Source organism: Streptomyces vastus (assembly GCF_039532825.1).
GTDB classification, from domain to species: domain Bacteria; phylum Actinomycetota; class Actinomycetes; order Streptomycetales; family Streptomycetaceae; genus Streptomyces; species Streptomyces vastus.
The window spans coordinates 91,812-115,931 of the sequence record NZ_BAAASJ010000041.1 but is presented as its reverse complement, the minus strand read 5'-3'; the positions used below and the strand labels follow the sequence as shown (position 1 = coordinate 115,931).

The 24,120-nt window shown below is 68.7% G+C and carries 20 protein-coding genes; 4 read left to right on the top strand and 16 right to left on the bottom strand.

What is annotated here, in order from left to right; genetic code table 11:
• Positions 1-9: 9 nt before the first annotated feature.
• Both ABD357_RS20985 and ABD357_RS20980 read right to left on the bottom strand, forming a co-directional pair.
• A complete protein-coding gene (locus ABD357_RS20985) occupies positions 10-840 on the bottom strand; it encodes a hypothetical protein (RefSeq protein ID WP_344391977.1) in 831 nt (276 codons plus the stop codon).
• A 38-nt stretch (positions 841-878) separates the two neighbouring features.
• Positions 879-1,139 carry a WXG100 family type VII secretion target gene (locus ABD357_RS20980; RefSeq protein ID WP_344391975.1) on the bottom strand — a complete coding sequence of 87 codons (261 nt, stop codon included), beginning with the start codon at positions 1,137-1,139 and terminating at the stop codon, positions 879-881.
• Between the two features lie 321 nt (positions 1,140-1,460).
• Between ABD357_RS20980 and ABD357_RS20975 the strand changes: the two genes are divergently transcribed.
• A complete protein-coding gene (locus tag ABD357_RS20975) occupies positions 1,461-1,721 on the top strand; it encodes a WXG100 family type VII secretion target (RefSeq protein WP_344391973.1) in 261 nt (86 codons plus the stop codon).
• 130 nt (positions 1,722-1,851) lie between these two features.
• Here ABD357_RS20975 and ABD357_RS20970 read toward each other — a convergent pair whose 3' ends face one another.
• The 4 genes from ABD357_RS20970 to ABD357_RS20955 all read right to left on the bottom strand — a co-directional run bounded on the left by ABD357_RS20970 (position 1,852) and on the right by ABD357_RS20955 (position 11,718).
• Positions 1,852-6,315, bottom strand: coding sequence for an FtsK/SpoIIIE domain-containing protein (locus ABD357_RS20970; RefSeq protein ID WP_344391972.1), 4,464 nt, complete (start codon positions 6,313-6,315; stop codon positions 1,852-1,854).
• A 111-nt stretch (positions 6,316-6,426) separates the two neighbouring features.
• The gene (locus tag ABD357_RS20965; RefSeq protein ID WP_344391971.1) at positions 6,427-8,766 is read right to left on the bottom strand and encodes a serine/threonine-protein kinase; all 2,340 of its coding nucleotides are present in this window, start codon (positions 8,764-8,766) and stop codon (positions 6,427-6,429) included.
• Positions 8,767-8,996: 230 nt separating this feature from the next.
• Positions 8,997-10,796 (bottom strand): serine/threonine-protein kinase, encoded by a 1,800-nt coding sequence (locus ABD357_RS20960; protein WP_344391970.1) that lies wholly within the window; start codon positions 10,794-10,796, stop codon positions 8,997-8,999.
• A gap of 73 nt (positions 10,797-10,869) precedes the next feature.
• Positions 10,870-11,718, bottom strand: coding sequence for a menaquinone biosynthetic enzyme MqnA/MqnD family protein (locus ABD357_RS20955; protein WP_344391968.1), 849 nt, complete (start codon positions 11,716-11,718; stop codon positions 10,870-10,872).
• A gap of 353 nt (positions 11,719-12,071) precedes the next feature.
• Between ABD357_RS20955 and ABD357_RS20950 the strand changes: the two genes are divergently transcribed.
• Positions 12,072-12,275 (top strand): cold-shock protein, encoded by a 204-nt coding sequence (locus ABD357_RS20950; protein WP_033319512.1) that lies wholly within the window; start codon positions 12,072-12,074, stop codon positions 12,273-12,275.
• A 154-nt stretch (positions 12,276-12,429) separates the two neighbouring features.
• Here ABD357_RS20950 and ABD357_RS20945 read toward each other — a convergent pair whose 3' ends face one another.
• Positions 12,430-14,331, bottom strand: coding sequence for an AMP-dependent synthetase/ligase (locus ABD357_RS20945; RefSeq protein ID WP_425584949.1), 1,902 nt, complete (start codon positions 14,329-14,331; stop codon positions 12,430-12,432).
• 323 nt (positions 14,332-14,654) lie between these two features.
• Between ABD357_RS20945 and ABD357_RS20940 the strand changes: the two genes are divergently transcribed.
• A complete protein-coding gene (locus ABD357_RS20940; RefSeq protein WP_344391964.1) occupies positions 14,655-15,569 on the top strand; it encodes a MaoC family dehydratase in 915 nt (304 codons plus the stop codon).
• A 12-nt stretch (positions 15,570-15,581) separates the two neighbouring features.
• Here the strand turns inward: ABD357_RS20940 and ABD357_RS20935 are convergent, their stop codons facing one another.
• From ABD357_RS20935 to ABD357_RS20905, 7 genes are all read right to left on the bottom strand, one after another.
• On the bottom strand, positions 15,582-16,235 hold the full coding sequence (locus ABD357_RS20935; RefSeq protein WP_344391961.1) for a TetR/AcrR family transcriptional regulator: 654 nt from the start codon (positions 16,233-16,235) through the stop codon (positions 15,582-15,584).
• A gap of 112 nt (positions 16,236-16,347) precedes the next feature.
• Positions 16,348-16,653 carry a DUF4229 domain-containing protein gene (locus ABD357_RS20930; RefSeq protein ID WP_033319671.1) on the bottom strand — a complete coding sequence of 102 codons (306 nt, stop codon included), beginning with the start codon at positions 16,651-16,653 and terminating at the stop codon, positions 16,348-16,350.
• A 111-nt stretch (positions 16,654-16,764) separates the two neighbouring features.
• Positions 16,765-17,298, bottom strand: a complete 534-nt coding sequence (locus ABD357_RS20925) for a GNAT family N-acetyltransferase (protein WP_344391960.1) — start codon at positions 17,296-17,298, stop codon at positions 16,765-16,767.
• A 101-nt stretch (positions 17,299-17,399) separates the two neighbouring features.
• Entirely contained in the window at positions 17,400-18,050 is a 651-nt protein-coding gene (locus ABD357_RS20920; RefSeq protein WP_344391959.1) for a UdgX family uracil-DNA binding protein, read from the bottom strand.
• Positions 18,051-18,417: 367 nt separating this feature from the next.
• The gene (gene mqnE, locus ABD357_RS20915; RefSeq protein ID WP_344391958.1) at positions 18,418-19,581 is read right to left on the bottom strand and encodes an aminofutalosine synthase MqnE; all 1,164 of its coding nucleotides are present in this window, start codon (positions 19,579-19,581) and stop codon (positions 18,418-18,420) included.
• A 49-nt stretch (positions 19,582-19,630) separates the two neighbouring features.
• Entirely contained in the window at positions 19,631-20,086 is a 456-nt protein-coding gene (locus ABD357_RS20910; RefSeq protein WP_344391957.1) for an Lrp/AsnC family transcriptional regulator, read from the bottom strand.
• Positions 20,087-20,176: 90 nt separating this feature from the next.
• Positions 20,177-20,851, bottom strand: coding sequence for a UbiX family flavin prenyltransferase (locus tag ABD357_RS20905; protein WP_344391955.1), 675 nt, complete (start codon positions 20,849-20,851; stop codon positions 20,177-20,179).
• A 173-nt stretch (positions 20,852-21,024) separates the two neighbouring features.
• Between ABD357_RS20905 and ABD357_RS20900 the strand changes: the two genes are divergently transcribed.
• Positions 21,025-21,660, top strand: coding sequence for a rhomboid family intramembrane serine protease (locus ABD357_RS20900; protein ID WP_344391954.1), 636 nt, complete (start codon positions 21,025-21,027; stop codon positions 21,658-21,660).
• On the opposite strand, the gene mqnP is transcribed toward ABD357_RS20900, so the two are convergent.
• A complete protein-coding gene (gene mqnP, locus ABD357_RS20895; RefSeq protein WP_344391952.1) occupies positions 21,650-22,552 on the bottom strand; it encodes a menaquinone biosynthesis prenyltransferase MqnP in 903 nt (300 codons plus the stop codon). The two genes, ABD357_RS20900 and mqnP, sit on opposite strands and share 11 nt — an antisense overlap.
• Positions 22,549-24,009, bottom strand: coding sequence for a menaquinone biosynthesis decarboxylase (locus tag ABD357_RS20890; protein WP_344391950.1), 1,461 nt, complete (start codon positions 24,007-24,009; stop codon positions 22,549-22,551). The genes mqnP and ABD357_RS20890 overlap by 4 nt, the downstream gene beginning before the upstream one ends.
• Positions 24,010-24,120: the final 111 nt, after the last annotated feature.

Genomic DNA, 24,120 nt, shown 5'->3' with positions numbered 1-24,120 from the left:
TGACGACGCTCAGTCTTCGTCGATCAGTTCTTCCCTGTCCGGCAGCAAATCCGTGATCTTCTTCCAGACCTCCGCCGAGTTCGACCTGACCACCGCCAGCACGCTGTCGGGCCCCACCTGCCCCGGCATGATGGGCTCCTCAGGCTGTTCGCGGATCCAGTGACCGAGAGGGCCGCAGTCCCAGACGGCGAGCGCACGGATCATCGCGGTGCGCTCGCCCTCGTGCTTGCCGTCCCACGCCACCGTGATCCGCCACGTGGCGTTGAGGGCGGCGACAAGGTCCAGGAACTGACCGAGCTCCGGGTCCTTGAGGGTGCTGTCCGCCTCCCCGACCGCCTTGCGGGCCAGGTCTCGGGACTCGTCAGCGCTCGCTTCGCCGAGTGCGACGAAGGCGGCGTCCAGCGCGCCCATCGTCGTCTCTATGCGGACGTCCGGGGCATCCTCTTCGGGCTTCTCGTCGCGGTGCAGATTGACCTTGCGGGCGAGCTCCCACACCAGCGTGTTCGGCTCGATGGAGACGTACTCGGACTCTTCCTCGCCGGGCCAGCCGTCGTGAGAGATGACCGCTTCCTGGCCGACGACCACACCGTGGTTGACGGGACCGTGCTCGCCCGTGACCTCCACCTGGATCATGACCATGGGGTCGGCCAGGGCCCCGAGCAGATCGCGCAACAGCGGGGCCAGTTCGCCCTCTTCGCCGACCAGGCCGATTCGCTGCAGTTCTACCAGGGAGTCCCAGAGTTCCTCGGGCGGCGTTTCACCATCCAGAAGGTGCGCGAAGACCGCGATATGGCGGTCGGCCAACCGAAAACGTGCTCGGGAACTGTCGTACGAAGGCACTGGTCTCGTCTTCTCCCCGTGAATCAGCGGTGTCCCGCTCACTTCTTGTTGTCCTGCAAATCCTTGGCGCCCTGGCTGCACTGCTGCGCCTCATCCCGCAGGGCCTTGGCAACCGTGCCGCAGGTCGTCTGCCAGCTCTTCAGCTTGCCCCGCACTGCGTCGGCATTGGGGCCCGCCCATGTCTTCATGGCGGTCGTGGTGTGATTCTTGGGCTGATTGACGAGTGTTTCAATGTGGTCCGCCAACGATCGCAATTGCGCGGCACGTCGATTCAGTTCCTGTATGTCCGGATTTGCCACATCGACCTCCCCAGTTGCTGCCGGAAACCCCAGCCTAGCCACAGTGGCCGTCACTGTTCACCTGGGCACCTGCGCGCAAGGCTGCACATAACATCCCATGCCGAGCTCAACTGGACCTCTGGAGCAGGACATCCGGCTGATCGGCTTCCAACTGCCGCCCCCGCACCCGAGCTCGACTCCTCGCGGCCCCAGCATGTCTGCGCGGAAGGGCCCTCCTCGTCTCGTGGCTGATCCCCCTTTACGGGAACTACTGTCGTTGCGGTAGCGTCCCCTGATGCAAACAGACAGTCTGTTTGCCTCTGTTACACGGGGAGGATCGCCATGGATCGCGGTGCGGATCTCACACGGCTCCGGGAACTGTCCAAGCTCTACGGAAAGAAGGCTGACGACCTGCGGGTCCTCATCGGTGCCCTGCAGAAGGCCACGGCCGACAGCTCGACCTACTGGAAGGGCCCGAAGGCCGAACGGTTCCGTAACGACTGGGCCGACGTGAAGCCGACCTTCGACAAGTGGGTCGACACGCTGAACGAGGCCAGCAAGTCGACGAACACCAGCGCCGACAATATCGAGCGCGCCACCTGATCCAGGGGCGACCGGCGCACATCAGCGGGGCACCCACCTCACGAGTCATCTCGAAGGGGTGTGTGCCCCGCTGCCGTTCGCGTGCCGGGGCTTCAGGGGTCGATCCGTACCCTTGAAGCCTGGGCGAACCTCAGTTGTTCATGACCGCCTGAATCGGCATGAACGCTCCACCGGACACCATCAAGCCGCTGCCCGCCGGACCGCCACCGCTGTTCGAGGGGAGCCTGATGCCGAAGAGCTCTCCCTCCGACGGACTTTGAGGAGACAGCAGCACGCCGTTGCGCGACTTGCGCGCCTCGACGGAGAACCCTCGGTACTGACCGGACAGACTGTCCGTCGCGCCGGCGGCGATCAGTCCGATTCCGCCGTCCGCCCCCTTGCGGATCACGGACTCCAACGTCTCGTCGAGGCTGGTGTCATAGAGCAGTTCGGCGTCATCAACGACGACAACGTACGAGTCGAGGTTCTCCACCAGCTCCTCCAAGTCTGCCTCCCTGCTGTCCGCGTTGAGCAGCCCCAGGACGCCTGCACGGCCTTCCAAATCCCGCAGCGGGGACCTGCGCGGAGTGACGAGCACGACGGAGGTGCCGGCCTGCAGCAGCGACTCCGTCGCAGCCACAAGAACAGTGGAACGGCCTGACTTGGGCGGTCCCGCGATGAGGAATCCAGGACCGTTCTCTTCCAAGTCGATCCCGATCGGGTGCAGCTCGTCGCCTCCCACGCCGATCAACGCCCACAGCGGGGACGGCGGCGTGAAGTCGGGATCGAGAGCCAGCGCCTCGGTCGCCGTGATACGCGTGGGCAGTGCGTCTACACGCATCGGCCGACGGTCGGCCGGCAGACGCCCGAAGCGTGCCGCCGCCTCTTCGGCGATATCCCGCAACGCACGCACCTGTGCCTGGCCCGCGGGGTCCTCGGCGAGCAGTCCGATCTGTGTCTCGTCCACGCCCACATCGGTAATCCGCAGGGCGCGCCCCGGTGGCATGTTCTTGGGCACTTCTCGCACCTGTAGCCCCGCGGTGGAGTAGTCGTTCGGGTCCGCGAAGCGCAATACGAGCCGATCCGCGAAGGCAGACGAGACCTGGCCGCTGAGACCGGTGCGGTCTGCGGTCATCACGACCTTGAGGCCAACCGCGGCTCCCTCTCGGAAGATCCGCTGAGCCAACTCGAGCAATTGCCCGTAGTTGTAGTTCTCGAAGGTCGACGCGAAGCCCTCCCAGCCGTCCAGCAGCAGCACCATCCACGGAAGACGTTCGTCGGGAGCCGCACTCGCGCGCTGCTCCGCGGCGCTCGACGCACCCTCCATGGCCAGCAGTTGCTGTCGCCTTGTGATCTCGCCGAGCAGGCGATCGATCAGGCGGCGTACCCGGTCGGGCTCGTCACGGCTCACCACGGCCCCCACGTGCGGCAGTCTCACCAAGGGCAGCAGCGCGTTGGAGCCGCAGTCGATTCCGTAGACGTGTACGTCATGTGGAGATGTACTGCGGGCGAGCGATCCGGCCAGCGTGCGCAGGGCGGTGGAACGACCGGACCTGGCGCCGCCGAGCAGCAGGGTGTGCTCTCCGTGGACGAGGTCCAGAGCCAAAGGCTTGCGGCTCTGCCGCGCCGGAAGGTCGATCAGGCCGAAGGGAACCGGTGCGACATCGTCGCCTGTCGCCGGATCGCTGTTGTACGAGGCATGTTCGTCCAGCGTGACCAGTTCGGTCAGCGGCGGCAGCCAGGGGCTTCGCTGTTCACCGAAGCCCATCTTCTCGGCCCCGTCGCGGACCGCGTCCACGAGGACGGCGAGGTCGGTGACCATGGTGCCGTCGTCCTCGGCCTCCGTCCGCTTCGGCAGCGGACGGCTGTACGCGCTCCAGGGCAGCGGGACCAGCGTCGCTTTGGGCCCGCTCTGGCCTGTGGCAGGCCTGCGGCCACCGATACGCGCCGACTGCACGCCGACGAGCGACTGCGCGCCGGAACGCACGTAGGCGCGTCCTGGTGTGGACTTGGCGATAGCCCCCGAGTCCGGCGCCTCGATGACATCCATGGATTCCGAGGCGTCCGTCACGCGCAGTGCGATACGCAGGTTCGTGTTGGCGCGAATGTCCGCGCTTACCACGCCCGCCGGGCGCTGCGTCGCCAGGATCAGATGCACACCTAGCGACCGGCCACGCCGGGCGATGTCGACAAGTCCCGCGATGAAGTCCGGCAGTTCGGCGACCAGCGACGCGAACTCGTCGATGACGAGCACGAGTCGGGGCATCGGCTCCAGCTCGGGACGAAGCTTGCGGGTGTCGTTGTAGTCCTCGATGTCCTTGGTGCCGGTGTTGAAGAGAATCGTCTCGCGACGGTGGAGCTCAGCAGCGAGCGAGGCCAGAGCCCGCTCCGTCAGGTGGGCGTCGAGGTCGCTGACCATGCCGACTGTGTGCGGGAGCCGGGCGCAGTCCATGAAGGCACTGCCGCCCTTGTAGTCGATCAGGACATAGTTCAGGGCGTCCGGCCGGTTGGCGAGAGCGAGCGAGGCGATGATCGTCTGCAGGAGCTCGGACTTACCGGCGCCAGTCGTACCGGCGACGAGCGCATGCGGGCCATCGCGCCGGATGTCCAGGACGAACGGTCCGTCCGCCGCGATACCGATGGGAGCGGCCGTCGTCGAACCGCCCGCCTGCCAGATCCGCTCCACGTCCCCACCCGTCGGGTCGGGCATGCCGAGCAGCGAGAGCAACCGGGCTGAGGTGGGCAGAGCGCTGTCGGCGTCGTCACGGCTGACGTCCCGCACCGGAGCGAGGGAACGAGCGAGCAACTCGCACCACTCGAACGGGACTTGATCAGCCAGTACGTCACCCACCGACTCAAGGCCGTGGCCGCGTACCCGGACGTGATGCGGCGCGTCGGGTGTCCAGCACACGACGGCCTTGCACTCCTCGGGAAGCAGCCGCTCGTCCTCGTCGATGCAGAGTGCGTAGATCCCGTACTGCGGTCCCTCGGTGAGGATCTGCGGGACACCGGGCATCCGACGCAGCAGCCGCGCCCCGTCGAGAATCACCAGCACGTTGGCGTCCGGGTAGAGCTGCCCCATCATGTTCTGCTGCTCGCGGGCCGCCTTGCGCCGGCTCAGCTCATTCAGTAGCTCATTGACACGGCGAGCGATGGCTTCCGAGTCCGAGGCCACGAGGGCGACGCAGTCCTGGCCCTGGCCGGGCGCCGTGTGGGGCAGCCAGTGGGCCCAGCTCCACTCGGCACCGGCGGCCGCCGTCGAGGAGAGCGAGACGAGAGAGAGGTCCCTGGGGCTGTGCAGAGCCGCCGCCTGCACTCCGAGCCATCGCGCGGTCGCGAGCGCACGGGCGCGGTCGCCCGCCACACCGACGACCCCCAGTTCCGCGAACGGAAGGGTGACCGGGACGTCAGGGAGGATCGGTGGTTCGGGGCGGTCCTCGTCGTAGTGGGTGCCGCCACGCCCCAGCACGAGCTCGACGTCGGAAGGCAGTCCGCCGACACCGATTCTCAACTGCATCGCGTCCGGGTCCGTGAGTCTGCGCTCCCAGAGGCGGCGGCGCGGTCCCGTTGCGAAGAGCAGGATCTCCGCCGGGTCGGGGTGGTCGGCACGCCGGTCGCGCTGCTCCTCCTTGGCCACAAGCTCGAGTTCGGCCTTGTGGGCTGCGAGATCCTTCTTGTACTGCTTCAGCGAGGTCTTGTGTTTCTGTTTGCCCTCACGGTTCTCGCTCAGCCACTGGCCCGCCATCATCAGGGGGCTCATCAGGCAGAAGAGCAGCATGTAGATCTGCTGGGTGACGAAGTACATGACCAGGCCGAAGATCATCGGCGTGAAGGCCATGATGAACTGGAAGCGGGCCCGCTCCCCCTTCGTGGGCGGCTGCGGCACGACGAGCCGCCGTCGGGGCCGGAAGGGGGAGAGCCGGGGAGGTCGGTTGTACGCGAGGCCGCCCTCGGTCATCGCGGACAAGTGCGCGTCCGGCTCGGTCACTTGGTCGAGAACGAGTATGGAATCGCCGGCCCGGACCACTCCGCCGAGCGGCCACGCGGTCTCGCCGTCCACCGTCTCGTCATCGAGGAGCACGTCGACGCCGGGCTGCGGGACGAGTACAGCCCCGCCCTGGACGTCGATCGTCAGACGGAGCGCCACCGGCGACAGCGAGGAGTCCGGCAGGGACAACGAGCAGGTGGGCGCCGAACCTATGGTGGCCACTCCGGCGCCCAGTCGCACCACGCGACCGGACGCGGGGCCGGCCGCAGCTCTCAGTTCGTACTGCCCGACGGGCTCCCCTCTGCGCAGCAGCGGTCCGATCGTGTCATCGACGGAGACGCGCATACCGTCGCGCAGCACAGGCGCCGCCGGTGACAGCGGGTCGCAAGGGAGGCCGTCGGCCCACAAAGTGGGCGCCGCCGGTCCGCCGTGGCCGGGCAGCGAGGCCAGTGACGTACCGGGCAACGCCACGACGTTCGGCAGCGCGCCGCTCGCGGGTGGCCTCGATGTACCGAGGGCTGCCGCGAGAGCTTCCGCGACGTCGCCGGCGGTAGCCGCGTCGTCCATGGTGACCATTACGTCCTGCGGCTCACCGCCCTCGTGCACGACAGTCACCAGCACCTGCATGGTCGCTTTCCTCCCCGTCAGCCTGTGCGGCTACGTTCATTGCCTCGGTTCACGGAGACTAGCCGCAGTCTCGAGTCCTGTGGCCAGTCGTCTTGATTGAGTGCCGGCGCATCAGACGGCAGGCAGCGCGTAGATCTCGTAGCCGTGCGTCACCAGCAGCCGGTCGCCGGATATAGCGACTTGAAACGGTTCCACCGGGTCCTTGTTGTCGTTGTAGACCCAGCGGGACTTGCCGGTCTTCGCAACGAGCGCGAAGATGCCGCCCTCGTCCTTGTACGAGGCTCCGTAGAGGGTTGCGCCGGCGCGCAGGAACGTGGTGGGGGCTCTCCTTGCACCGGGGTCCTCGCAGAGCCAGATCTTCCTGCCCGTCTTGACGTCGACTGCCCATACGCCGTCGTCGTAGTCGCTGACGTACAGCACGCCGTCGATGACCGTGGGGTCGTTGAAGCCACGACGGCCGTTGGGAGACAGCGTCCAGCGCCTCTTGCCGGTTTCCGCATCGAGCGCTGTCAGGTTGTCGCCCGGGAGGAAGACGAGGCCTGAGGCGACAGTGGGTGTCCAACTCCAGTCGTCGCCGAGCTTCTTGGTCCATAGCTGGCCACCCGTTGCGGTGTCGCGGACGGTGAGGTTGTACTTGGAGTCGGCGTAGACGAAGTACTTTCCGGAGGCGGTGCCCTCGACGTCCCAATTGTTGGTTCCCCAGTCGCGCATCTGGACCCACACCGTCTTACGCGTGGTGTGGCTGATGGCAGCAACGCCCATGCGGTAGTCGGTGGCGCTCTTCGAGTCGCTGAAGTCTGTCACCGTGACGTAGACGTTCTTCTCGTCGATGGCGATCGTGGCGTCGAGTTCCAGATTCTTGCCGAGGCGACTGCGCCAGGCCTCCTTGCCCGTCCTCACGTCCAGTGCCACCAGTGCGCCGTCGTAGTCGCCGTCGGCCAGGAACAGTTTGCCGTCGGCAAACAGCAGCTGGGCATTTGGCCGGACGACGCCAGGGCGAGACCAGCGCTTCTTGCCCGTTTTCACGTCGTACGCCACCAAAGGGTCCCCGCTGATCAACAGCAGGCCGTCGTGGGTCAGCAGCGGAAGGTTGGTACTGATGCTGTCCTCCGCCACCGACTTGTGCCACAGCGGCTGCGGGGCCGTGCCCGCCGGGGGTGTCGTGAAGTTCTCCGCCGCGGGCTCGGCCGCTCCTCCCTTGCCGTTCGCCGCCGACGCCCCGGTTGCGGCGCCGTCGTCGCGGGTCAGCAACCAGGCCGTGGCCGCGCCTGCGGCGGCCACCCCCGCGACGCCGCCACCGGCCGCGATTCCGATGAAACGGCGTCGGGACGGGGGCGCGGGTCCGGCCGGAATGGGAGCCGGCGGTGGCGTGCCCCCGTTGAGGACGGTCGGGGGCGGGCCGAAGCTCGGCGGAGGCGTGGGGTGGGCAGGGGGTGCGACAACTGGCATGCCAGCGCCCGAAGATGACGGATACGCGCCCGGAGTTGACGGATACCCGTAGGCCCCTGCGGTCGAAGCCGCAGGGGTGGCAGCCACCGGCGCCACCCCGTCCGACGGCGTCTCCAGGTCCAGGATCCCCGCCGCATGTGTGGCGATCGTCGAAGCCACCGCCGACGGCAGCCAGTCCCGGAACAGCCCGTCGACGCCCTGCGGCGCCAGGGCCCGCACGATCTCGCCCGGAGCCGGCCGCTGCCCCGGATCCTTCAGCAGGCAGGCCCGGAACAACCCGACCAACGACTGCGGTACGCCCGTCAGGTCCGGCTCGCCATGGACGATCTGGTAGAGCATCGCGGCGTGTGAGGCGGCGCCCTCGCCGAAGACGTTGCGGCCCGTTGCCGCGAAGGCGAGTACGGCGCCGAGCGAGAAGACGTCTCCGGCGGTCCCGACGTCCTGCCCCAACGCCTGCTCGGGTGGCATGTAGCCGGGCGAGCCGACCACAACTCCCGTCTGTGTCATGCGGTTTCCGTCCACCGCTCGGGCGATGCCGAAGTCGATGACGCGGGGACCGTCCGCCGCCAGGAGGACGTTGGAGGGCTTGAGGTCGCGGTGGATCAGGCCTGCCGCGTGGATCTCCTGGAGCGCGGCGGCCAGGCCTGCGCCCAGGGCACGGACCGTGTGCTCGGGGAGAGCGCCGTGGGCCTCCACCACGTCGGTGAGGTCGGGGCCGAGGACGTACGAGGTCGCGAGCCACGGCAGCGACGCGTCGGGGGCCGCGTCCACGACCGGTGCCGTATAGCGGCCGGAGACCGCGCGGGCTATCTCCACCTCGTGCTGGAAGCGGCGCCGGAAGTCGACGTCGGCGGCCAACTCCGGTCGTACGACCTTCACCGCGACCGTGCGGCCGCCCGGCGAACGGGCGAGGTAGACGCGGCCCATGCCTCCCACGCCGAGCCTCCGCAGCAGCCGATAGCTGCCCAACTCCCGCGGATCCTCCGGCTGCAGTGTCTCCATGGTCGGGCCTTCCCCGTTTCCTCGTCCGCGCGGTGTTTTCGTTCACTCGTTTGCAGACACAGTAGTTATCGATGTGACTGGCGGGAGTGGCCGGGGACGGCAAGGGAGAGCTGACGCGGCTGAAGTGGCCGGAGGACAAGGTGGGCCCAGTGAAGTGGTTCGCCGCTTCGTTGCCCGGGATGTCGCGACCGTGCTCGCCGCGCGCTACCTGTACCGCTCGTCCTCTCGACCTACTTGACCTTGTTCATCCGAGCCACCGGATCCCCCGCCTCCGAGTTGTCCGTCTCGTACCGCAGGTCGTCGTCCACCGGAATCAGGCGGACCTCGTGGCGGCCCATCACGCAGACGGCGTCCTTGGACTTCTTGGCGACGCTGGTGGCGGTGATCTGCCGGGGGGTGGCCTTCTTGAGGATGAGTACGGTGTCGCAGTGGCCGCCGATCAGGTCGGTCTGGCGGAACGTGCCGAACTGTTCGCCCACGCCGGCCTGGCGGACCGTGACGCGGAACTTGCCCATGGGAAGGGTGCCGTTGAGGGATACGCCGTCGCCCTCCCAGGTGCCAAGGTAGCGCTCGGGAATGGCCGCCCCCGTCGCTGGTGCCTCGGTGGCCGGTGCGTCGGTGGGCGCGGACGCGCTCGGCCTCGGGGCCGAGTCGCCGGCCGCGTCCCTGTCGTCCGAAGCTCCGCCCGGCAGCAGGTCGAAGACGAGCACCGAGCCGAACGTCACCGCCGCCAGCGCTCCCGCGACCGCCAGCGCCACCGTGCAACTCAGCTTGCGCCCACGGCCGCCCGCCCCCGGCACGGACGTCGCGGCCACGGAGACGGTCAGCTTCCCGGGGCCAGGGCTCGATCCCGATCCCCCCGATGCCGATCCTGGGCTGTCGCCCTCGCGCGGTTCCGGGACGTACGTCGGTACGTCCGCCACCTGAGCCGCTCGCCCAGCGCCATCCCCCACGCCGTACGAAGGATCCGGCGGCCCGAACACCCCAGCGGGACCAGCAGGACCAGTCGGAGCAGACCCGTTGGCCGCCCCCTCCTCCCCAACCGGCAAAACGGCGTCCGCCCCCACCGAAGGACTACTGAACCCCACCAACCCCGAAGGCTCCGACCCCGAACTCACCCCCGTCGCCTCGAGGTTCAGTACCTGCACCGCACTTCGGCTCACCTGCTCCACCAACGGTCCCGGCAGCCACCCTGCCGCCACCGCTCGCGCCGCCCCCTCCGGCGCGAGCCGCGCGGCGAGCGACCCCGGAGACGGACGCCCACTCGGGTCCTTGGCCAGACAGGCCGCGACCACGTCGCGCACCTCGCCCCGCAACGCCCCTTCCTCGGAGCCGAGTTCAGGTTCCTCGTGCACCACCTTGTAGAGCAGGGCGGCTGAGGAGTCCCCGGGGAACGGGGGCGAACCCGTGGCCGCGTACGCCAGTACCGCCCCCAGCGAGAAGACGTCCGCCGCCCCCGTGGCCCCCTTCCCCAGGATCTGCTCGGGCGACATATAGCCGGGCGAGCCGACGGAGACCCCCGTGGACGTCAGAGACGCCGTGCCGTCCGTCGCTCGCGCGATGCCGAAGTCGATGAGGAGCGGGCCATCCAGCGTCAGGAGTACGTTCGAGGGTTTGACGTCGCGGTGTACGAGGCCCAGTCCGTGCACCGCCGACAGCGCCTCCGCCAGGCCCGCACCCAGGACCCGTACGGAATGTTCTGGCAGTGGACCGGCGTCCGCGACCGCCGCGGCGAGAGAGGGTCCTGCGGCGTACGCGGTCGCCACCCACGGGACCGAGGCGTCCGGGTCGGCGTCGAGGACCGGTGCCGTGTACGCGCCGCCCACCCGGCGCGCCGCGTCGACCTCGCGGCGGAACCGGGCGCGGAACTCCTCGTCGAGTGCGAAGTGCGGGTGCACGATCTTGACCGCGACGGTGCGGCCGCCCGCGCTGCGGCCCAGATAGACGCGGCCCATCCCGCCCGAGCCGAGCCGGCCGAGCAGCCGGTAGGGCCCCACTGTGGTGGGTTCACCGACATCGAGCGGCTGCATGGCGTGTGCCTCCCCCGGACGCGCTCTACTCCCAACCAGCAAGAGTAGGGACAAGGAGCAGGGTAGGCGCTGCTTACGGCTCCAGCAGAGCCACCTTCACATCCGCCGGGAAGCCGGTCGTCGGGCCGACCCGGCGGGCGAACTCCGTGACTGCCTCCAACTGCGGCTCGCCGAAACGGAAGTCGAGTGTCGTGAAGTAGTTCTCCAGAACGCTCTCGTCGAAGGCCTCCCAGCGTGCCGCCTGCTCGGCGACCTTGCGAACCTCCTCCAGCGACAGGTCCCTGGACGCGAGGAAGGCCTCGTGGACCTTGCGCGTGAGCACCGGCTCGCGCTCCAGGTACTCGCGGCGCGCGGCCCAGACCGCGAAGACGAACGGCAGGCCCGTCCACTCCTTCCACAGCGCGCCCAGGTCGTGCACGGCGAGCCCCAACTGCGGCCCGTCGAGCAGGTTGGCGCGCAGCGCCGCGTCACCGATGAGTACGGCGGCCTCGGCCTCCCGCATCATCAGGGCGAGGTCGGGCGGGCACGTGTAGTACGAGGGCTGTACGCCGAACCGCTCGGCCAGCAGCAGCTCCGCGAGCCGTACCGACGTGCGCGAGGTCGAGCCGAGGGCGACTCTGGCGCCGTCCAGGTCCTCCAGCGGGACCTGGGAGACGATCACGCAGGACATCACCGGGCCGTCGCAGCCGACCGCGATGTCGGGGAAGGCGACCAGGTCGTCGGCGTGCTTGAGGAACTCGACGAGCGTGATGGGCCCGATGTCGAGATCGCCGCGCACGAGCTGCTCGCTGAGCTGTTCCGGGGTGTCCTTGGTGAGCTCGAAGTCGAGAAGCGTCCCTGTACGAGCGAGCCCCCAGTACAGGGGCAGGCAGTTCAGGAACTGGATGTGGCCGACGCGCGGCCGGGTGCGAGAATTGTCCACATCGCGAGGCTAGACCCTTTGGGGTAGCGTGCAGGCTTCGGGTCCCGGAGTGGTGGGAGCCATTCCGAAACCGGCGGCGCCTCTTGTGTCAATCCCTTTGACACCCGGTCGCCACCCTCACGTCAACCCCTCGGGCGAACTGCTCAAACCTTTGGGTGACGTGATCTTGACCTCTATTGCTTTCGGCTACCTGCGTGCTAGGCTCGGCCGCAAGTTGCAGTTTGGTTTCCCTTGCAGTACAGAGCCTGCGGAGCGCATGTAACCGCGGGCTCTCGTCGTTTTCAGACGAATGCAGTTGTTTACACAATCGCTGGTTCTGGAGCAGGGCAACCCTTTGGGCCCAAGGAGGGCTTATGGCTACCGGAACCGTGAAGTGGTTCAACGCCGAAAAGGGCTTTGGCTTCATCGCCCAAGAAGGCGGAGGCCCCGACGTCTTCGTCCACTACTCCGCGATCAACGCGAGCGGCTTCCGCTCCCTCGAAGAGAACCAGGCGGTTACCTTCGACGTCACCCAGGGTCCGAAGGGCCCGCAGGCGGAGAACGTCACCCCCGTCTGATCCTTCGGCTTCTGGAGCGAACGCTCTGATGCTCTGATCTCCGGAACGAGTGCAGTACCCAAGGAGCCCCGTCACCATTTGGTGCCGGGGCTCCTGCCTTTTGCCTGCGGCGGTTGGGCGGCCTTACGAGGCCGAAGGCCCAGCCCTCGCTCGCCTACCGCTCGTACAGCCCCTCTATCTCCGCCGCGAAGTCCCGCGCGATGACCTCCCGCCGCAACTTCATCGTCGGCGTCAGGTGGCCCGCCTCCTCGCTGAAGCGGCCCGGCAGGATCGTGAAGCGGCGGATCGATTCCGGGCGGGAGACCAGTTTGTTGGCCTCGTGGATCGCTCGATTGAGGATGGTGTTCAGCTCCTCGTCGTCTACGAGGAGCTCGGTAGGTACCGCGTGTTTGCGGTTCATCTGGCGCCAGTGGGCGATGCCGTCGGGGTCGAGGGTGATCAGGGCGCTGACGTAGGGGCGGCCGTCGCCCACGACCATGACCTGGGCGATCAGGGGGTGGGAGCGGAGCCAGTCCTCCAGGGGGGCCGGGGCCACGCTCTTGCCGCCGGCCGTGATCAGGATTTCCTTCTTGCGGCCGGTGATCGTGAGGTAGCCCTCGTCGTCGAGAGCGCCGATGTCGCCCGTCGCGAACCAGCCGTCGGGGGATGCGGGGACGACTCCGCCCGCGTACGGGTCCCAGTAGCCACGGAAGACATGGCTGCCGCTCAGCAGGATCTCCCCGTCCGCGGCGATACGGACCCGGGTGCCGGGCAGCGGCCAGCCCACCGTGCCGAGGCGGGGTTTGAGCGGCGGGGTGACCGTGGCCGCCGCCGTCGACTCGGTGAGGCCATAGCCCTCGAAGATCTCTATGCCCGCGCCGGCGAAGAACGCCGCCATCTCGCGGCTGAGCGGGGAGCCGCCGCAGATCGCGTAGCGGACGCGGCCGCCCAGGGCGCCCCGGATGCGGCGGTAGACGAGGGGGTCGTAGAGGGAGCGGGCCGCGCGCAGGGAGCGGCTCGGGCCGGAGCCCGTGCCGTGCTGCTCGGCCTCGACCGCCACGCCGTACGCGCGGGCGACGCGGGCCGCGCGGTCGAAGGACGAGGCGCGGCCCATGCGCTCGGCGGTCGCGCGGCCCGTGTTGAACACCTTCTCCAGGACGTACGGGATGGCGACCAGGAACGTCGGCTTGAACGAGGCCAGGTCGGTGAGCAGTTCCTCGGAACCGATGCCCGGGGCGTGCCCGAGCCGGACGCGGGCGCGCAGGCAGCCGATCGCGATCATGCGGCCGAAGACGTGGGAGAGGGGGAGGAAGAGGAGGGTGGCCGCCGGTTCGTCGGTGAGGGACCTGAAGGCCGGGTAGAGGAGTTCGATGGCGTTGTCGACCTCGGCGAAGAAGTTGCCGTGGGACAGTGCGCAGCCCTTGGGGCGGCCGGTCGTACCCGAGGTGTAGATGATCGTGGCGAGGGTTCCTGGCCCCAACATCCCACGGCGCACGGCGACTTCCGGGTCCGGCACGTTCCGGCCCGACTCGGCGAGCCGCTCCACGTGCCCCTTCTCGAAGACCCACACATGCCGCAGATCCGGGATCCTCTCCCGCTCCGGGCCCAGCGCGGCGGCCTGCGCGACGCTCTCGACGGCGAGCGCGACGGCCCCCGAGTCCTGGAGGATCCAGCGGGTCTGGAAGAGGGACGAGGTCGGGTAGATCGGCACGGTCACCAGGCCGGCGGCCCAGGCCGCGAAGTCCAGCAGCGTCCACTCGTACGTCGTACGCGCCATGATGGCGATCCGGTCACCCGGCATCAGCCCCTCGGCGATCAACCCCTTGGCCAGCGCCAGCACTTCGTCCGCGAAGGCGTTCGCCGTCACGTCCACCCAGTCGCCGTCCGGCCCCTTGCGGCTGAGCACGACATCGGCGGGGGCCGCGCTCGCGTTGTCGAACGGGATGTCCGCCAGGGATCCATGCGTGACCGGCGCGACGAGCGGCGGCACCGCCGCCTCCCGTACGACACCGTCCAGCCGCTTGAGGTCGGGCTCGACGAGCGCGGGGGCGGGGGTGGAGGACTTCCTGGCGGACATGGGGCGGCTCCTTGTTGTCATGCCTGGCGGTCCCTCCAGGGGTCCCCATGGGTCCTACGGGGCTGATCTACCCGGTGTTCAGTGGGAGTCGGGCCATCAACATACGCATTACGACGTACGCGGGTGTCGTCGACGAACCGTCTTCACCAGCGACGACGCCACCCTCCACAACATTCACAGGCGCTGGGGTGCGTCTCGACCGCTTCCTGACTTTTGAGTAATCTTACTCTGGAGTAAGAACCGTGATGAGACCCGCGATCGGATCCGGGACCATCCGCGATCAGATCCACGACTGCGCCGATCGAGCTGGGAGTTCTTGGACGATGGCCGACCACTGCTCCATGCGCCGCATGCACACCCGGACCCTCGCCGCCTCCCCAGCTCTCGCCCCCCTCCTCGCGTGCGGCGCCCTCGCCTCCCCCTTCAAGCGACCCCGGCCCGGCGGCATGCTCAAGACACCGCCAACTCGCCTCGTACTCCCGGGCGTTCGCATCGACCTCGCCAAACTCGCCGCGTACGAGCGCGTCTGCGGGTACGGCGTGGGCGCCGACGCGCTGCCGGTGACGTATCCGCATGTGCTGGGGTTTCCGCTGGCCATGCGGCTGATGAGTGCGCGGACGTTTCCGTTGCCGTTGCTCGGGCTTGTGCACACGGCCGTCGAGATCGTGCAGCGGGACGCGCTCCCGGCCACCGGGGAGTACGAACTCCACGCGTACATCGAGGGACTGGCGCCCCACCGGCGCGGGACCGAGGCGACCCTCGTCACCGAGGCCCGGGCCGGCGGCAGCCTCGTATGGGAGTCGAGGAGTACGTATCTCGCCCGGCATCGGACCGAGCAGACCGGGCAGACCGAGGCGCCGCGGAAAAAGGCCCACGCCGGGCCGCCGTCGGGCGAGGTCCGCAAACCGACACCCCTTCCCGCCATCGCCGAGTGGCGGCTGGGCGGGGATCTCGGACGGCGTTACGGGGCGGCGTCCGGAGACCGGAACCCGATCCACCTGCATCCGCTCACGGCCCGGCTCTTCGGCTTCCGGAGGCCCATCGCGCACGGCATGTGGACGGTGGCCCGCTGCCTCGCGGAGCACGGCGTTCCCGAAGCCGCTCACATCAAGGCCGAGTTCAGGGCACCGGTGCTGCTGCCGGGGACGGTGACGTACGCGGCGAAGGGGGGCGCCTTCGAACTGCGTGGGGGCGGGGAACGCGTGCACGTCGCGGGCGAGGTACGCCCACCGGCGTGATGGCGTGACTCGTTACGACTTCGGGGGTGTCCAGGCCCGCCCGTCCATCAGGTTCCCGAGTCCCGCCCAGGCGAAGTTCATCAGCGTCGCCGCCGCCTGCTTGGCGGAGACTCCGGGCGTGGTGTTGGCCCAGGCGGCAAGGGACTCGGCCGCGCCGACCAGGGCCTCGGCGAGGCCGGCGACCTCGTGCTCGGCGCGCTCGGCCGGCGACGGATCCCGGTGGGCCTCACGGGCGGCCACCGCGATCAACTGCGTGACGAACGCGACGAGTTCCTCCCGCATCGCGGTGACCTCGGCGGCGAACGGCTCGCCGTGCGTACGCGCCTGGAGGTGCAGCACCGCCCAGCCGTCCGGGTTCTGCGCGGTGTGCGTGAAGAACGCCCGCAGCCCTTCCCAGAGTTGGCGGTCGGCGGGCAGGCCGGGGTGAACTCCCGCGCGTACGGCGGCCGTCAGGGCGGCGGCCTCGCGGCGGATGCAGGCGCTGAAGAGGTCTTCCTTGGAGTTCAGGTACAGGTACACAAGCGGCTTGGACACGCCCGCCAGATCGGCGATCTCGTCCATCGAAGCGGCCCGGTACCCCCGCTGCCCGAAGGTCCGCACCGCGGCGTCCAGCATCTGCTGTTCACGCACGGCACGCGGCATCCGCTTGTTCTTCACAGCACCCATATGGCCTAGCCTACGGTTCTCCGCCACCCGAGGGCGCCCACGGTGTCGCCGTCAGTGACCAACGCTGTGTTGCGAAGGCTGGGTCACAAAGGCTGGGTTACGAAGGGTTGGGTCACGAAGGCTGGCCCTGTGCCCCACCGCGCGCCGCGTCGTCCGCGGTGTCCTCCTGGGAACGGTTGCGCTCCAGGTTGGCCTTGGTCCGGTCCACCCGCTCGACGATCTTCGCGGAGGCGCGGTCGCGTTCCTTGCGCAGGACCACGAAGCTGATCGGAGCCGAGAGCACGAGGGCGAGCAGGACGATCCACATGCCGTTGGAGTCGCCGAGGCCGCGCGGGGCGATGCCGGAGTAGACGAGGCCCCAGACGACCACGAGGCAGCCCGCGAAGATTCCGAGGCGCATCAGTGTGTAGCGGAGCATCTCAATCCACTCTTCCCGTTCGAACGTTCCCAAAGGGCACCCTCCAGTCAAGCACGTCCTGCCCGTGAGCTCGCAGGGGGGCGGGGCTTCCATGGCCGCAGGAGAGTGGCCTCAGGCGGGGCGGGTGAGCGGCAGCAGCATCGTGACGTCGTCGCGGTCGTCGCCGGGTGCGACGCGGATCGCGCCGGGTACGCGGCCGACCTCCTTGTAGCCGCAGGAGGCGTAGAAGCGCTCGAGCCCGAGTCCGCCGCGGCAGGAGAGCCGTATCGCCTCGATGCCCTCGAAGCCGACGGCCGCCTCCGCGGCGGCTGCGAGCAGGTCATGCCCGTAGCCCTTGCCCTGGTGCTTCGGGTGCACCATCACCGTGTAGAGCCACACCCAGTGCGTCATCAGCCGGTGCGTGTTGAAGGCGAAGAAGCCGGTTGCGGCCATGGCACCCTCCTCGTCCCGGCCGACCAGCAGCCGCATACGGCCCTCGCTCATCGCGGCGAGATGCTTGACGAGTTCCGGGCGGATCGCGTCCGCGGTCACGGGCGGTACGAAGCCGACGGCTCCGCCTGCGTTGGTCACGTCGGCCCAGAGGTCGAGGAGGCCGTCGCGCAGGGCGGGGTCCACGGAGGGGTCGAGGGTGAACGTAAGGGGCATATAGCGAGGTTATCCATTACGGCGTACGGGGCTCAAGCGCATTCGGAGGACCGACGGTCCGTCGGCCCGTCGGTCCGGCTCATTCTCCGCTTTGCCCGCGCTCAGCCCAGCGCCCGTGCCGCCACCTTCAGGTCGGAGACCAGCCCCTGGTACACCGCCTCGCGGTCGTCCGCGCGCAGGGCGGCGGACGGGTGGATGGTGGCGACCACGCGGGCCTTGCGGCCGTGGATCTCCTCTTCCAGGAGCGTTCCGCGCTGCTGGGTGACGCGGAACGAGGAGCCGAGCAGGGCCTTGCCCGCGGTGGCACCGAGTATGACGATCAACTCCGGGTCCACCAGGGCCAGTTCGGCGGCCAGCCAGGGGCCGCAGGCCGTCATCTCTCGCAGGCTGGGCGCCTTGTGGATACGGCGCTTGCCGGGGCCGGAGCTGGTGAACTTGAAGTGCTTGACGGCGTTCGTGACGTACGTCTGGCCGGGGTCGATGCCCGCCTCGGCCAGGGCCCGGTCGAGCAGGCGGCCCGCGGGGCCGACGAACGGTTTCCCCTGCCGGTCCTCCTGGTCTCCCGGCTGTTCCCCGACGATCAGCACTCGGGCGTCGGTGTCGCCGTTGCCGAACACGGTCTGCGTGGCGTTCCGGTGCAGCGGGCAGCCCCGGCACTCGGCGGCGGCCTTGCGCAGAGCGGGCAGGCCGCCGCGCTCCGGCACGAACGGCTCCGCCGTGTACGCGTCCTCGGGGGTCTTGGTGCTGACCATGCGCTTCGGGTACCCGTGCTGGGCGGGGGCACACGGACTTCTCCCCCAACCCGCCCTTCCCGTAACCAGGGGCGCTGCCCCTGGGCCCCGCTGGGGGCTCCGCCCCCAGACCCCCGTATCGGCCTGAAGGGCCTCGTGCTCAAACGCCGGACGGGCTGGGGGTGCCTGGGCTCAGCTGGACAGCACAGGGTGCGCCCCGTAGGGGCGCGGGGCGTGACACTATGCGGCTCCGCCGCGTGGGCGCGACCAGCCACCAACAACCCGCACCCTCCCGACTACCACACGTAGCAACCCGGGTGGAGCCGGGAGTTCAAGAGGGCGGAGCCCTCCTGAACCCGGAAGGGCGGGTGGGCGGGGAAGGAAACCCTCAGACCCGCATGGGCTGAGGCGACTCGCGGCGCGACGCGTCCGGGCCCTCGTACTCGCGGATGATCTCGTACCGCGTGTTCCGTTCCACCGGGCGGAAGCCCGCGTCCCGGATCAGGTCCAGCAAGTCCTCGCGGGTCAGCTTGTTCGGCGTGCCGTAGTTGTCGGCGTCGTGGGTGATCTTGTACTCCACCACCGAGCCGTCCATGTCGTCGGCACCGTGCTGGAGGGCCAGCTGGGCGGTCTGGACGCCGTGCATGACCCAGAAGACCTTGACGTGCGGGACGTTGTCGAAGAGCAGCCGCGAGACCGCGAAGGTCTTCAGAGCTTCCGCCCCTGTTGCCATCTGGGTGCGCGCCTGAAGGCGGTTGCGTACCTTGCCGTCCTTCATGTCGACGAAGTCGTGCTGGTAGCGCAGCGGGATGAAGACCTGGAAACCGCCCGTCTCGTCCTGCAGTTCACGAAGCCTGAGCACGTGATCGACCCGGTGCTTCGGCTCCTCGATGTGGCCGTACAGCATCGTGCAGGGGGTCTTGAGGCCCTTGGAGTGCGCCAGGCGGTGGATGCGCGACCAGTCCTCCCAGTGCGTGCGGTGGTCGACGATGTGCTGGCGTACCTCCCAGTCGAAGATCTCCGCGCCACCGCCGGTGAGGGACTCCAGACCCGCCTCGATGAGCTCGTCCAGGATCTCTGATGCCGACAGGCCCGAGATCGTCTCGAAGTGGTGGATCTCCGTCGCCGTGAAGGCCTTCAGGGAGACGTTCGGCAGCGCCTTCTTCAGCTCCGACAGCGACCTCGGGTAGTAGCGCCACGGCAGGTTCGGGTGCAGGCCGTTGACGATGTGCAGCTCGGTGAGGTTCTCGCCCTCCATCGCCTTGGCGAGCTTGACCGCCTCCTCGATGCGCATCGTGTACGCGTCCTTCTCGCCCGGCTTCCGCTGGAACGAGCAGTACGCACACGACGCCGTGCACACATTCGTCATGTTGAGGTGCCGGTTGACGTTGAAGTGGACGACGTCACCGTTCTTACGGGTCCGCACCTCGTGCGCGAGACCACCCAGCCAGGCCAGGTCGTCCGACTCGTACAGCGCGATGCCGTCCTCACGGGTCAGCCGCTCACCGGCCCGGACCTTCTCCTCCAGCTCGCGCTTGAGCCCGACGTCCATGCCCCTACCTCTCCCTGCCGACAACTCAGTCAACCGTACGCCTACTGCCTTACTGCTCCTCGGGCAGCTCACCCACCCGGTTCTCCCACTTCGTGGAGAGCACGATCGTCGTACGCGTACGGGACACGCCCTTCGTCCCCGACAGCCGCCGGATCGTCTTCTCCAGGCCGTCCACGTCCGGCGCCCGGACCTTGAGCATGAACGAGTCGTCGCCCGCGATGAACCAGCAGTCCTCGATCTCGTTCAGGTCCCGCAGCCGCTGCGCGACGTCCTCGTGGTCGGCGGCGTCGGAGAGCGAGATGCCGATGAGGGCGGTGACGCCCAGGCCGAGCGAGGCGGCGTCGACCGTCGCGCGGTAGCCGGTGATGACACCGGCCGCCTCCAGGCGGTTGATGCGGTCGGTGACGCTGGGTCCCGACAGTCCGACGAGGCGTCCCAGCTCCGCGTAGGAGGCCCGGCCGTTCTCCCTGAGGGCCTGGATGAGCTGCCTGTCCACCGCGTCCATGCGATCGATAGCCTTCCGCTGAAGAGTTCCTGAAGTACTGAGGTACTGAAGTGCGTTGTGCTGAAGTGCTGAGTGGGTACTGCCAGTTGCTCAGGTGGGGCGTGAGCCGCCGCCCAGTTCGCCCTCCCAGCGGCGGTAGAGCGTGTGCTCGACGCCTGCCACGTCCAGCACCCGGCCGGCGATGAAGTCGACGAGGTCCTGGATGTGGGTGGCGCCCGCGTAGAACGCCGGGGACGCCGGCAGTACGGTCGCGCCCGCGTCGTCCAGGGTCACCAGGTGCCGCAGGGTCTGCCCGTTCAGCGGGGTCTCGCGGACGGCGACGACCAGCTTGCGGCGCTCCTTGAGTGTGACGCTCGCGGCGCGTTGCAGCAGGTCCTTCGAGAGGCCGAGCGCGACCCCCGCGACGCACCCGGTGGACGCGGGCACGATGAGCATGCCTTTCGAGGTGTACGAGCCTGACGACGGCCCCGCTGCCAGGTCACCGGGGTTCCAGTACCGTACGTCCCGGGCCTGGATGTCGAAGGTGCCGGGCTTGCCGTCCGCGCCACGGGCCAGCCATTCGCGCAGGTCCTCGTCCCAGTGGGCGTCCCGGAAGCCGATCCCCGTCTCGTCCAGCAACGTCAGCCGCGAAGCCCTGCTGATGATCAGGTCGACGCTCTCCCCAGCATCCAGAAGCGCACGCAGCACAGCAGCGGCATACGGCGTACCGGACGCACCGGAGACCCCCACGATCCAAGGCGTGCGCTGCGTCTGTCCTGGCTTCATGGTGTCGAGCCTATCCGGCGGCCGGGAGTGGGAACGGAGCGAGGGGCAGGGCCGTTAATCTGACAGAGCCGGGCGACTGGTGCGTACGACAGAAGCGTGCGACAGATGCGATGGACGCGGCAGATGCGTACGACGGGTGCGGGCTCCGGTACGGGCGGACATGGGGGACGGCGATGGCTGGTAGGGACGTCAGTTGGACCCGGAGTGACCGGGGCTGGTCGCAGGGCGAGCGGGCGAAGACGGCCGCCAAGTTGATGGTGAGCTGGGTGGCCCTGCTGTGGCTGCTCGAAGTGGTCGACGTGATCACGGGCCACTCGCTGGACGGCCTGGGGATCACTCCGCGCACACCGTCGGAGCTGGTCGACATCGTGCCGGCCTCGTTCATCCATTTCGGCTTCGCCCACCTGGCGGCGAACACGGTTCCGCTGCTGGTCCTGGGTTTTGTCGCGGCCCTCAGCGGGCTGCGCCGCTTCGCCGCCGTGGCCGCACTGATCATCGTGGCCGACGGGCTCGGCGTCTGGCTGATATCTCCGGCACACAGCAACACCGCCGGTGCCTCCGGCCTGATCTTCGGACTGTTCGGCTTCCTGGTGATCAGCGGCTTCGTGGAGCGCAGGCCGCTCGGCATCATGGCCGGTGTACTGATCGCGGCGGTCTGGGGCAGCTCGGTCCTCGTGGGCATAGCCCCCACCAACACCACGGTGAGCTGGCAGGGGCATCTGGTCGGCCTGGTGTCCGGCGTGGCAGCGGCATTCCTGTTCCGCCGCCGCTCGGCCTCCGGCTCATCGGAACGCGCTGCTATACGGTAAGCCCGCGCACCAGCAGGTCGAGCAGCGCGCACGCGAACAGTGCGATGCCGATGAATCCGTTGACGCTGAAGAACGCCCTGTTCACCCGGGACAGGTCGTGCGGCTTCACGATCGAGTGCTCGTAGAGGAACGCGGCGGCGACGATCAGCAGGCCCAGCCAGAAGAAGGCGCCCGCGTCCGTGGCCAGGGCGTACCAGACAAACAGTGCCGTGGTCATCGTGTGGCAGCCGCGCGCGCCCCAGATGGCGGCCGGGATGCCGAAGCGGGCCGGGACCGACATGACGCCGATCTCGCGGTCCGTCTTGACATCCTGGCAGGCGTAGATCAGGTCGAAGCCGCCGATCCAGACGCCCACCGCGAGGCCGAGGATCACCGCTTCCCAGGACCATTCGCCGGTGATCGCCAGCCAGCCGCCGATCGGGCCCATGGCCTGGGCGAGACCGAGGATGGCCTGCGGGAAGTTCGTGAACCGTTTGCCGTAGGGGTAGACCACCATCGGGATCACGGCGATGGGCGCGAGCGCGAGGCAGAGCGGGTTGAGCAGGGCCGCGGCGCCGAGGAAGAAAACCAGGGCGACCAGCGCGCCCGTCCACGCGTGCCGCACCGTCATCGCACCGGTGACCAGCTCCCGTTGCGCCGTACGAGGGTTGCGGGCGTCGATCTCGCGGTCGATGATCCGGTTCGCTGCCATGGCGAACGTACGCAGCCCGACCATCGCGATGGTGACGAGGAGCAGGCGGCCCCAGTGGATGTTCCGGTCCGTCTGGAACATCGCCGTCAGCGCCGCGATGTAAACGAAGGGCAGCGCGAACACGGAGTGCTCGATCATGACCAGGCGCAGGAACGCCTTCGTACGGCCGGGTTGAGGAATCGCTGCGGAAGCGCTGCTCACTTGAGTCCGTACTCCTTCCAGCGGCGGTCGACCAGCGCCGCCGTCTCGGGGTCGGACAGCACCATGTCCGGCCAGCCGCCGTCCCGCGTATAGCCCTCCTCGGGCCACTTCTTCGTCGCGTCGATGCCCGCCTTGCCGCCCCAGAACTGCTGGTAGGAGGCGTGATCGAGGTGGTCGACCGGTCCTTCCACGACCGAGAGATCGCGGGCATAGTCCGTGTTGCCGAGCGCGCGCCACGCGACCTCGTGCAGATCGTGGACGTCGCAGTCCGAGTCGACGATCACGATCAGCTTGGTCAGGGACATCATGTGCGCGCCCCAGATCGCGTGCATCACCTTCTGGGCGTGCTTCGGGTACTTCTTGTCGATCGCGACGATCGCGCAGTTGTGGAAACCGCCTGCCTCGGGGAGGTGGTAGTCCACGATGTCGGGAACGATGATCTTGAGTAGGGGCAGGAAGAAGCGCTCCGTCGCCCGCCCCAGCGGGCCGTCCTCCGTCGGGGGCCGGCCGACCACGATCGACTGGAGCAGTGGCCGCTTGCGCATCGTGACGCAGTCGATGGTCAGGGCGGGGAAGGGTTCCTGCGGCGTGTAGAAGCCGGTGTGGTCGCCGAAGGGCCCCTCCGGGAGCATCTCGCCCGGCTCCAGCCAGCCCTCCAGTACGACCTCCGCCTGCGCCGGCACCTGGAGCGGCACGGTCTTGCAGTCGACCATCTCGATCCGCTTGCCCTGGAGGAACCCGGCGAAGAGGTACTCGTCGATGTCGCCGGGGAGGGGGGCCGTGGAGGCGTAGGTGACGGCGGGCGGGCACCCGAACGCGATCGCGACGGGGAGCTTCTCGCCGCGCCGCGCGGCCACTTGGTAGTGGTTCCGGCTGTCCTTGTGGATCTGCCAGTGCATGCCGATGGTGCGCTTGTCATGGCGCTGGAGGCGATAGAGCCCGAGGTTGCGGATGCCGCTCTCCGGGTCCTTGGTGTGGGTGAGCCCGAGGTTGAAGAAGGACCCGCCGTCCTTCGGCCAGGTGAAGAGGGCCGGGAGCTGCTCCAGATCGACGTCGTCGCCGCGCAGTACGACCTCCTGCACGGGGGCGTTGTCGGACTTCACCTTCTTCGGCGGTACGTGCGTCATGGCGCCGAGCTTCCCGAAGGCCTCGCGCACGCCGACGAAGCCGTGCGGCAGCTCGGGCTTGAGCAGTCCGCCGATCTTCTCGCTGATCTCCCCGTACGACTTCAGGCCGAGCGCCTTGAGCAGGCGCCGGTCGGTGCCGAAGACGTTCATCGCGAGCGGCATTGCCGACCCGCGTACGTTCTCGAAGAGCAGCGCCGGGCCGCCCGACTTCTGTACGCGGTCGACGATCTCCCCCACTTCCAGATACGGGTCGACCTCGGCCTTGACGCGTTTGAGGTCACCCTCGCGTTCCAGTGCCCTGAGCAGGGAGCGAAGATCGTCGTAAGCCATGCGGTCAAGTATCGCCGAGGGCGGTCGGAAGCATGCGCGCGCCCCGCGTTCCGGCCGGGGGTCCGGCCCGCCGCGCAGCGGCAACGGGACACAGCGCCCCGGGTATAGCAC

Coding starts and splice junctions, on each gene's coding strand:
- ABD357_RS20975 (WP_344391973.1), top strand. CDS start 1,461: ATGGATCGCGGTGCGGATCTCACACGGCTCCGGGAACTGTCCAAGCTC.
- ABD357_RS20970 (WP_344391972.1), bottom strand. CDS start 6,315: ATGCAGGTGCTGGTGACTGTCGTGCACGAGGGCGGTGAGCCGCAGGAC.
- ABD357_RS20965 (WP_344391971.1), bottom strand. CDS start 8,766: ATGGAGACACTGCAGCCGGAGGATCCGCGGGAGTTGGGCAGCTATCGG.
- ABD357_RS20960 (WP_344391970.1), bottom strand. CDS start 10,796: ATGCAGCCGCTCGATGTCGGTGAACCCACCACAGTGGGGCCCTACCGG.
- ABD357_RS20950 (WP_033319512.1), top strand. CDS start 12,072: ATGGCTACCGGAACCGTGAAGTGGTTCAACGCCGAAAAGGGCTTTGGC.
- ABD357_RS20945 (WP_425584949.1), bottom strand. CDS start 14,331: ATGTCCGCCAGGAAGTCCTCCACCCCCGCCCCCGCGCTCGTCGAGCCC.
- ABD357_RS20940 (WP_344391964.1), top strand. CDS start 14,655: ATGGCCGACCACTGCTCCATGCGCCGCATGCACACCCGGACCCTCGCC.
- ABD357_RS20935 (WP_344391961.1), bottom strand. CDS start 16,235: ATGGGTGCTGTGAAGAACAAGCGGATGCCGCGTGCCGTGCGTGAACAG.
- ABD357_RS20930 (WP_033319671.1), bottom strand. CDS start 16,653: ATGCTCCGCTACACACTGATGCGCCTCGGAATCTTCGCGGGCTGCCTC.
- ABD357_RS20925 (WP_344391960.1), bottom strand. CDS start 17,298: ATGCCCCTTACGTTCACCCTCGACCCCTCCGTGGACCCCGCCCTGCGC.
- ABD357_RS20920 (WP_344391959.1), bottom strand. CDS start 18,050: ATGGTCAGCACCAAGACCCCCGAGGACGCGTACACGGCGGAGCCGTTC.
- mqnE (WP_344391958.1), bottom strand. CDS start 19,581: ATGGACGTCGGGCTCAAGCGCGAGCTGGAGGAGAAGGTCCGGGCCGGT.
- ABD357_RS20910 (WP_344391957.1), bottom strand. CDS start 20,086: ATGGACGCGGTGGACAGGCAGCTCATCCAGGCCCTCAGGGAGAACGGC.
- ABD357_RS20905 (WP_344391955.1), bottom strand. CDS start 20,851: ATGAAGCCAGGACAGACGCAGCGCACGCCTTGGATCGTGGGGGTCTCC.
- ABD357_RS20900 (WP_344391954.1), top strand. CDS start 21,025: ATGGCTGGTAGGGACGTCAGTTGGACCCGGAGTGACCGGGGCTGGTCG.
- ABD357_RS20890 (WP_344391950.1), bottom strand. CDS start 24,009: ATGGCTTACGACGATCTTCGCTCCCTGCTCAGGGCACTGGAACGCGAG.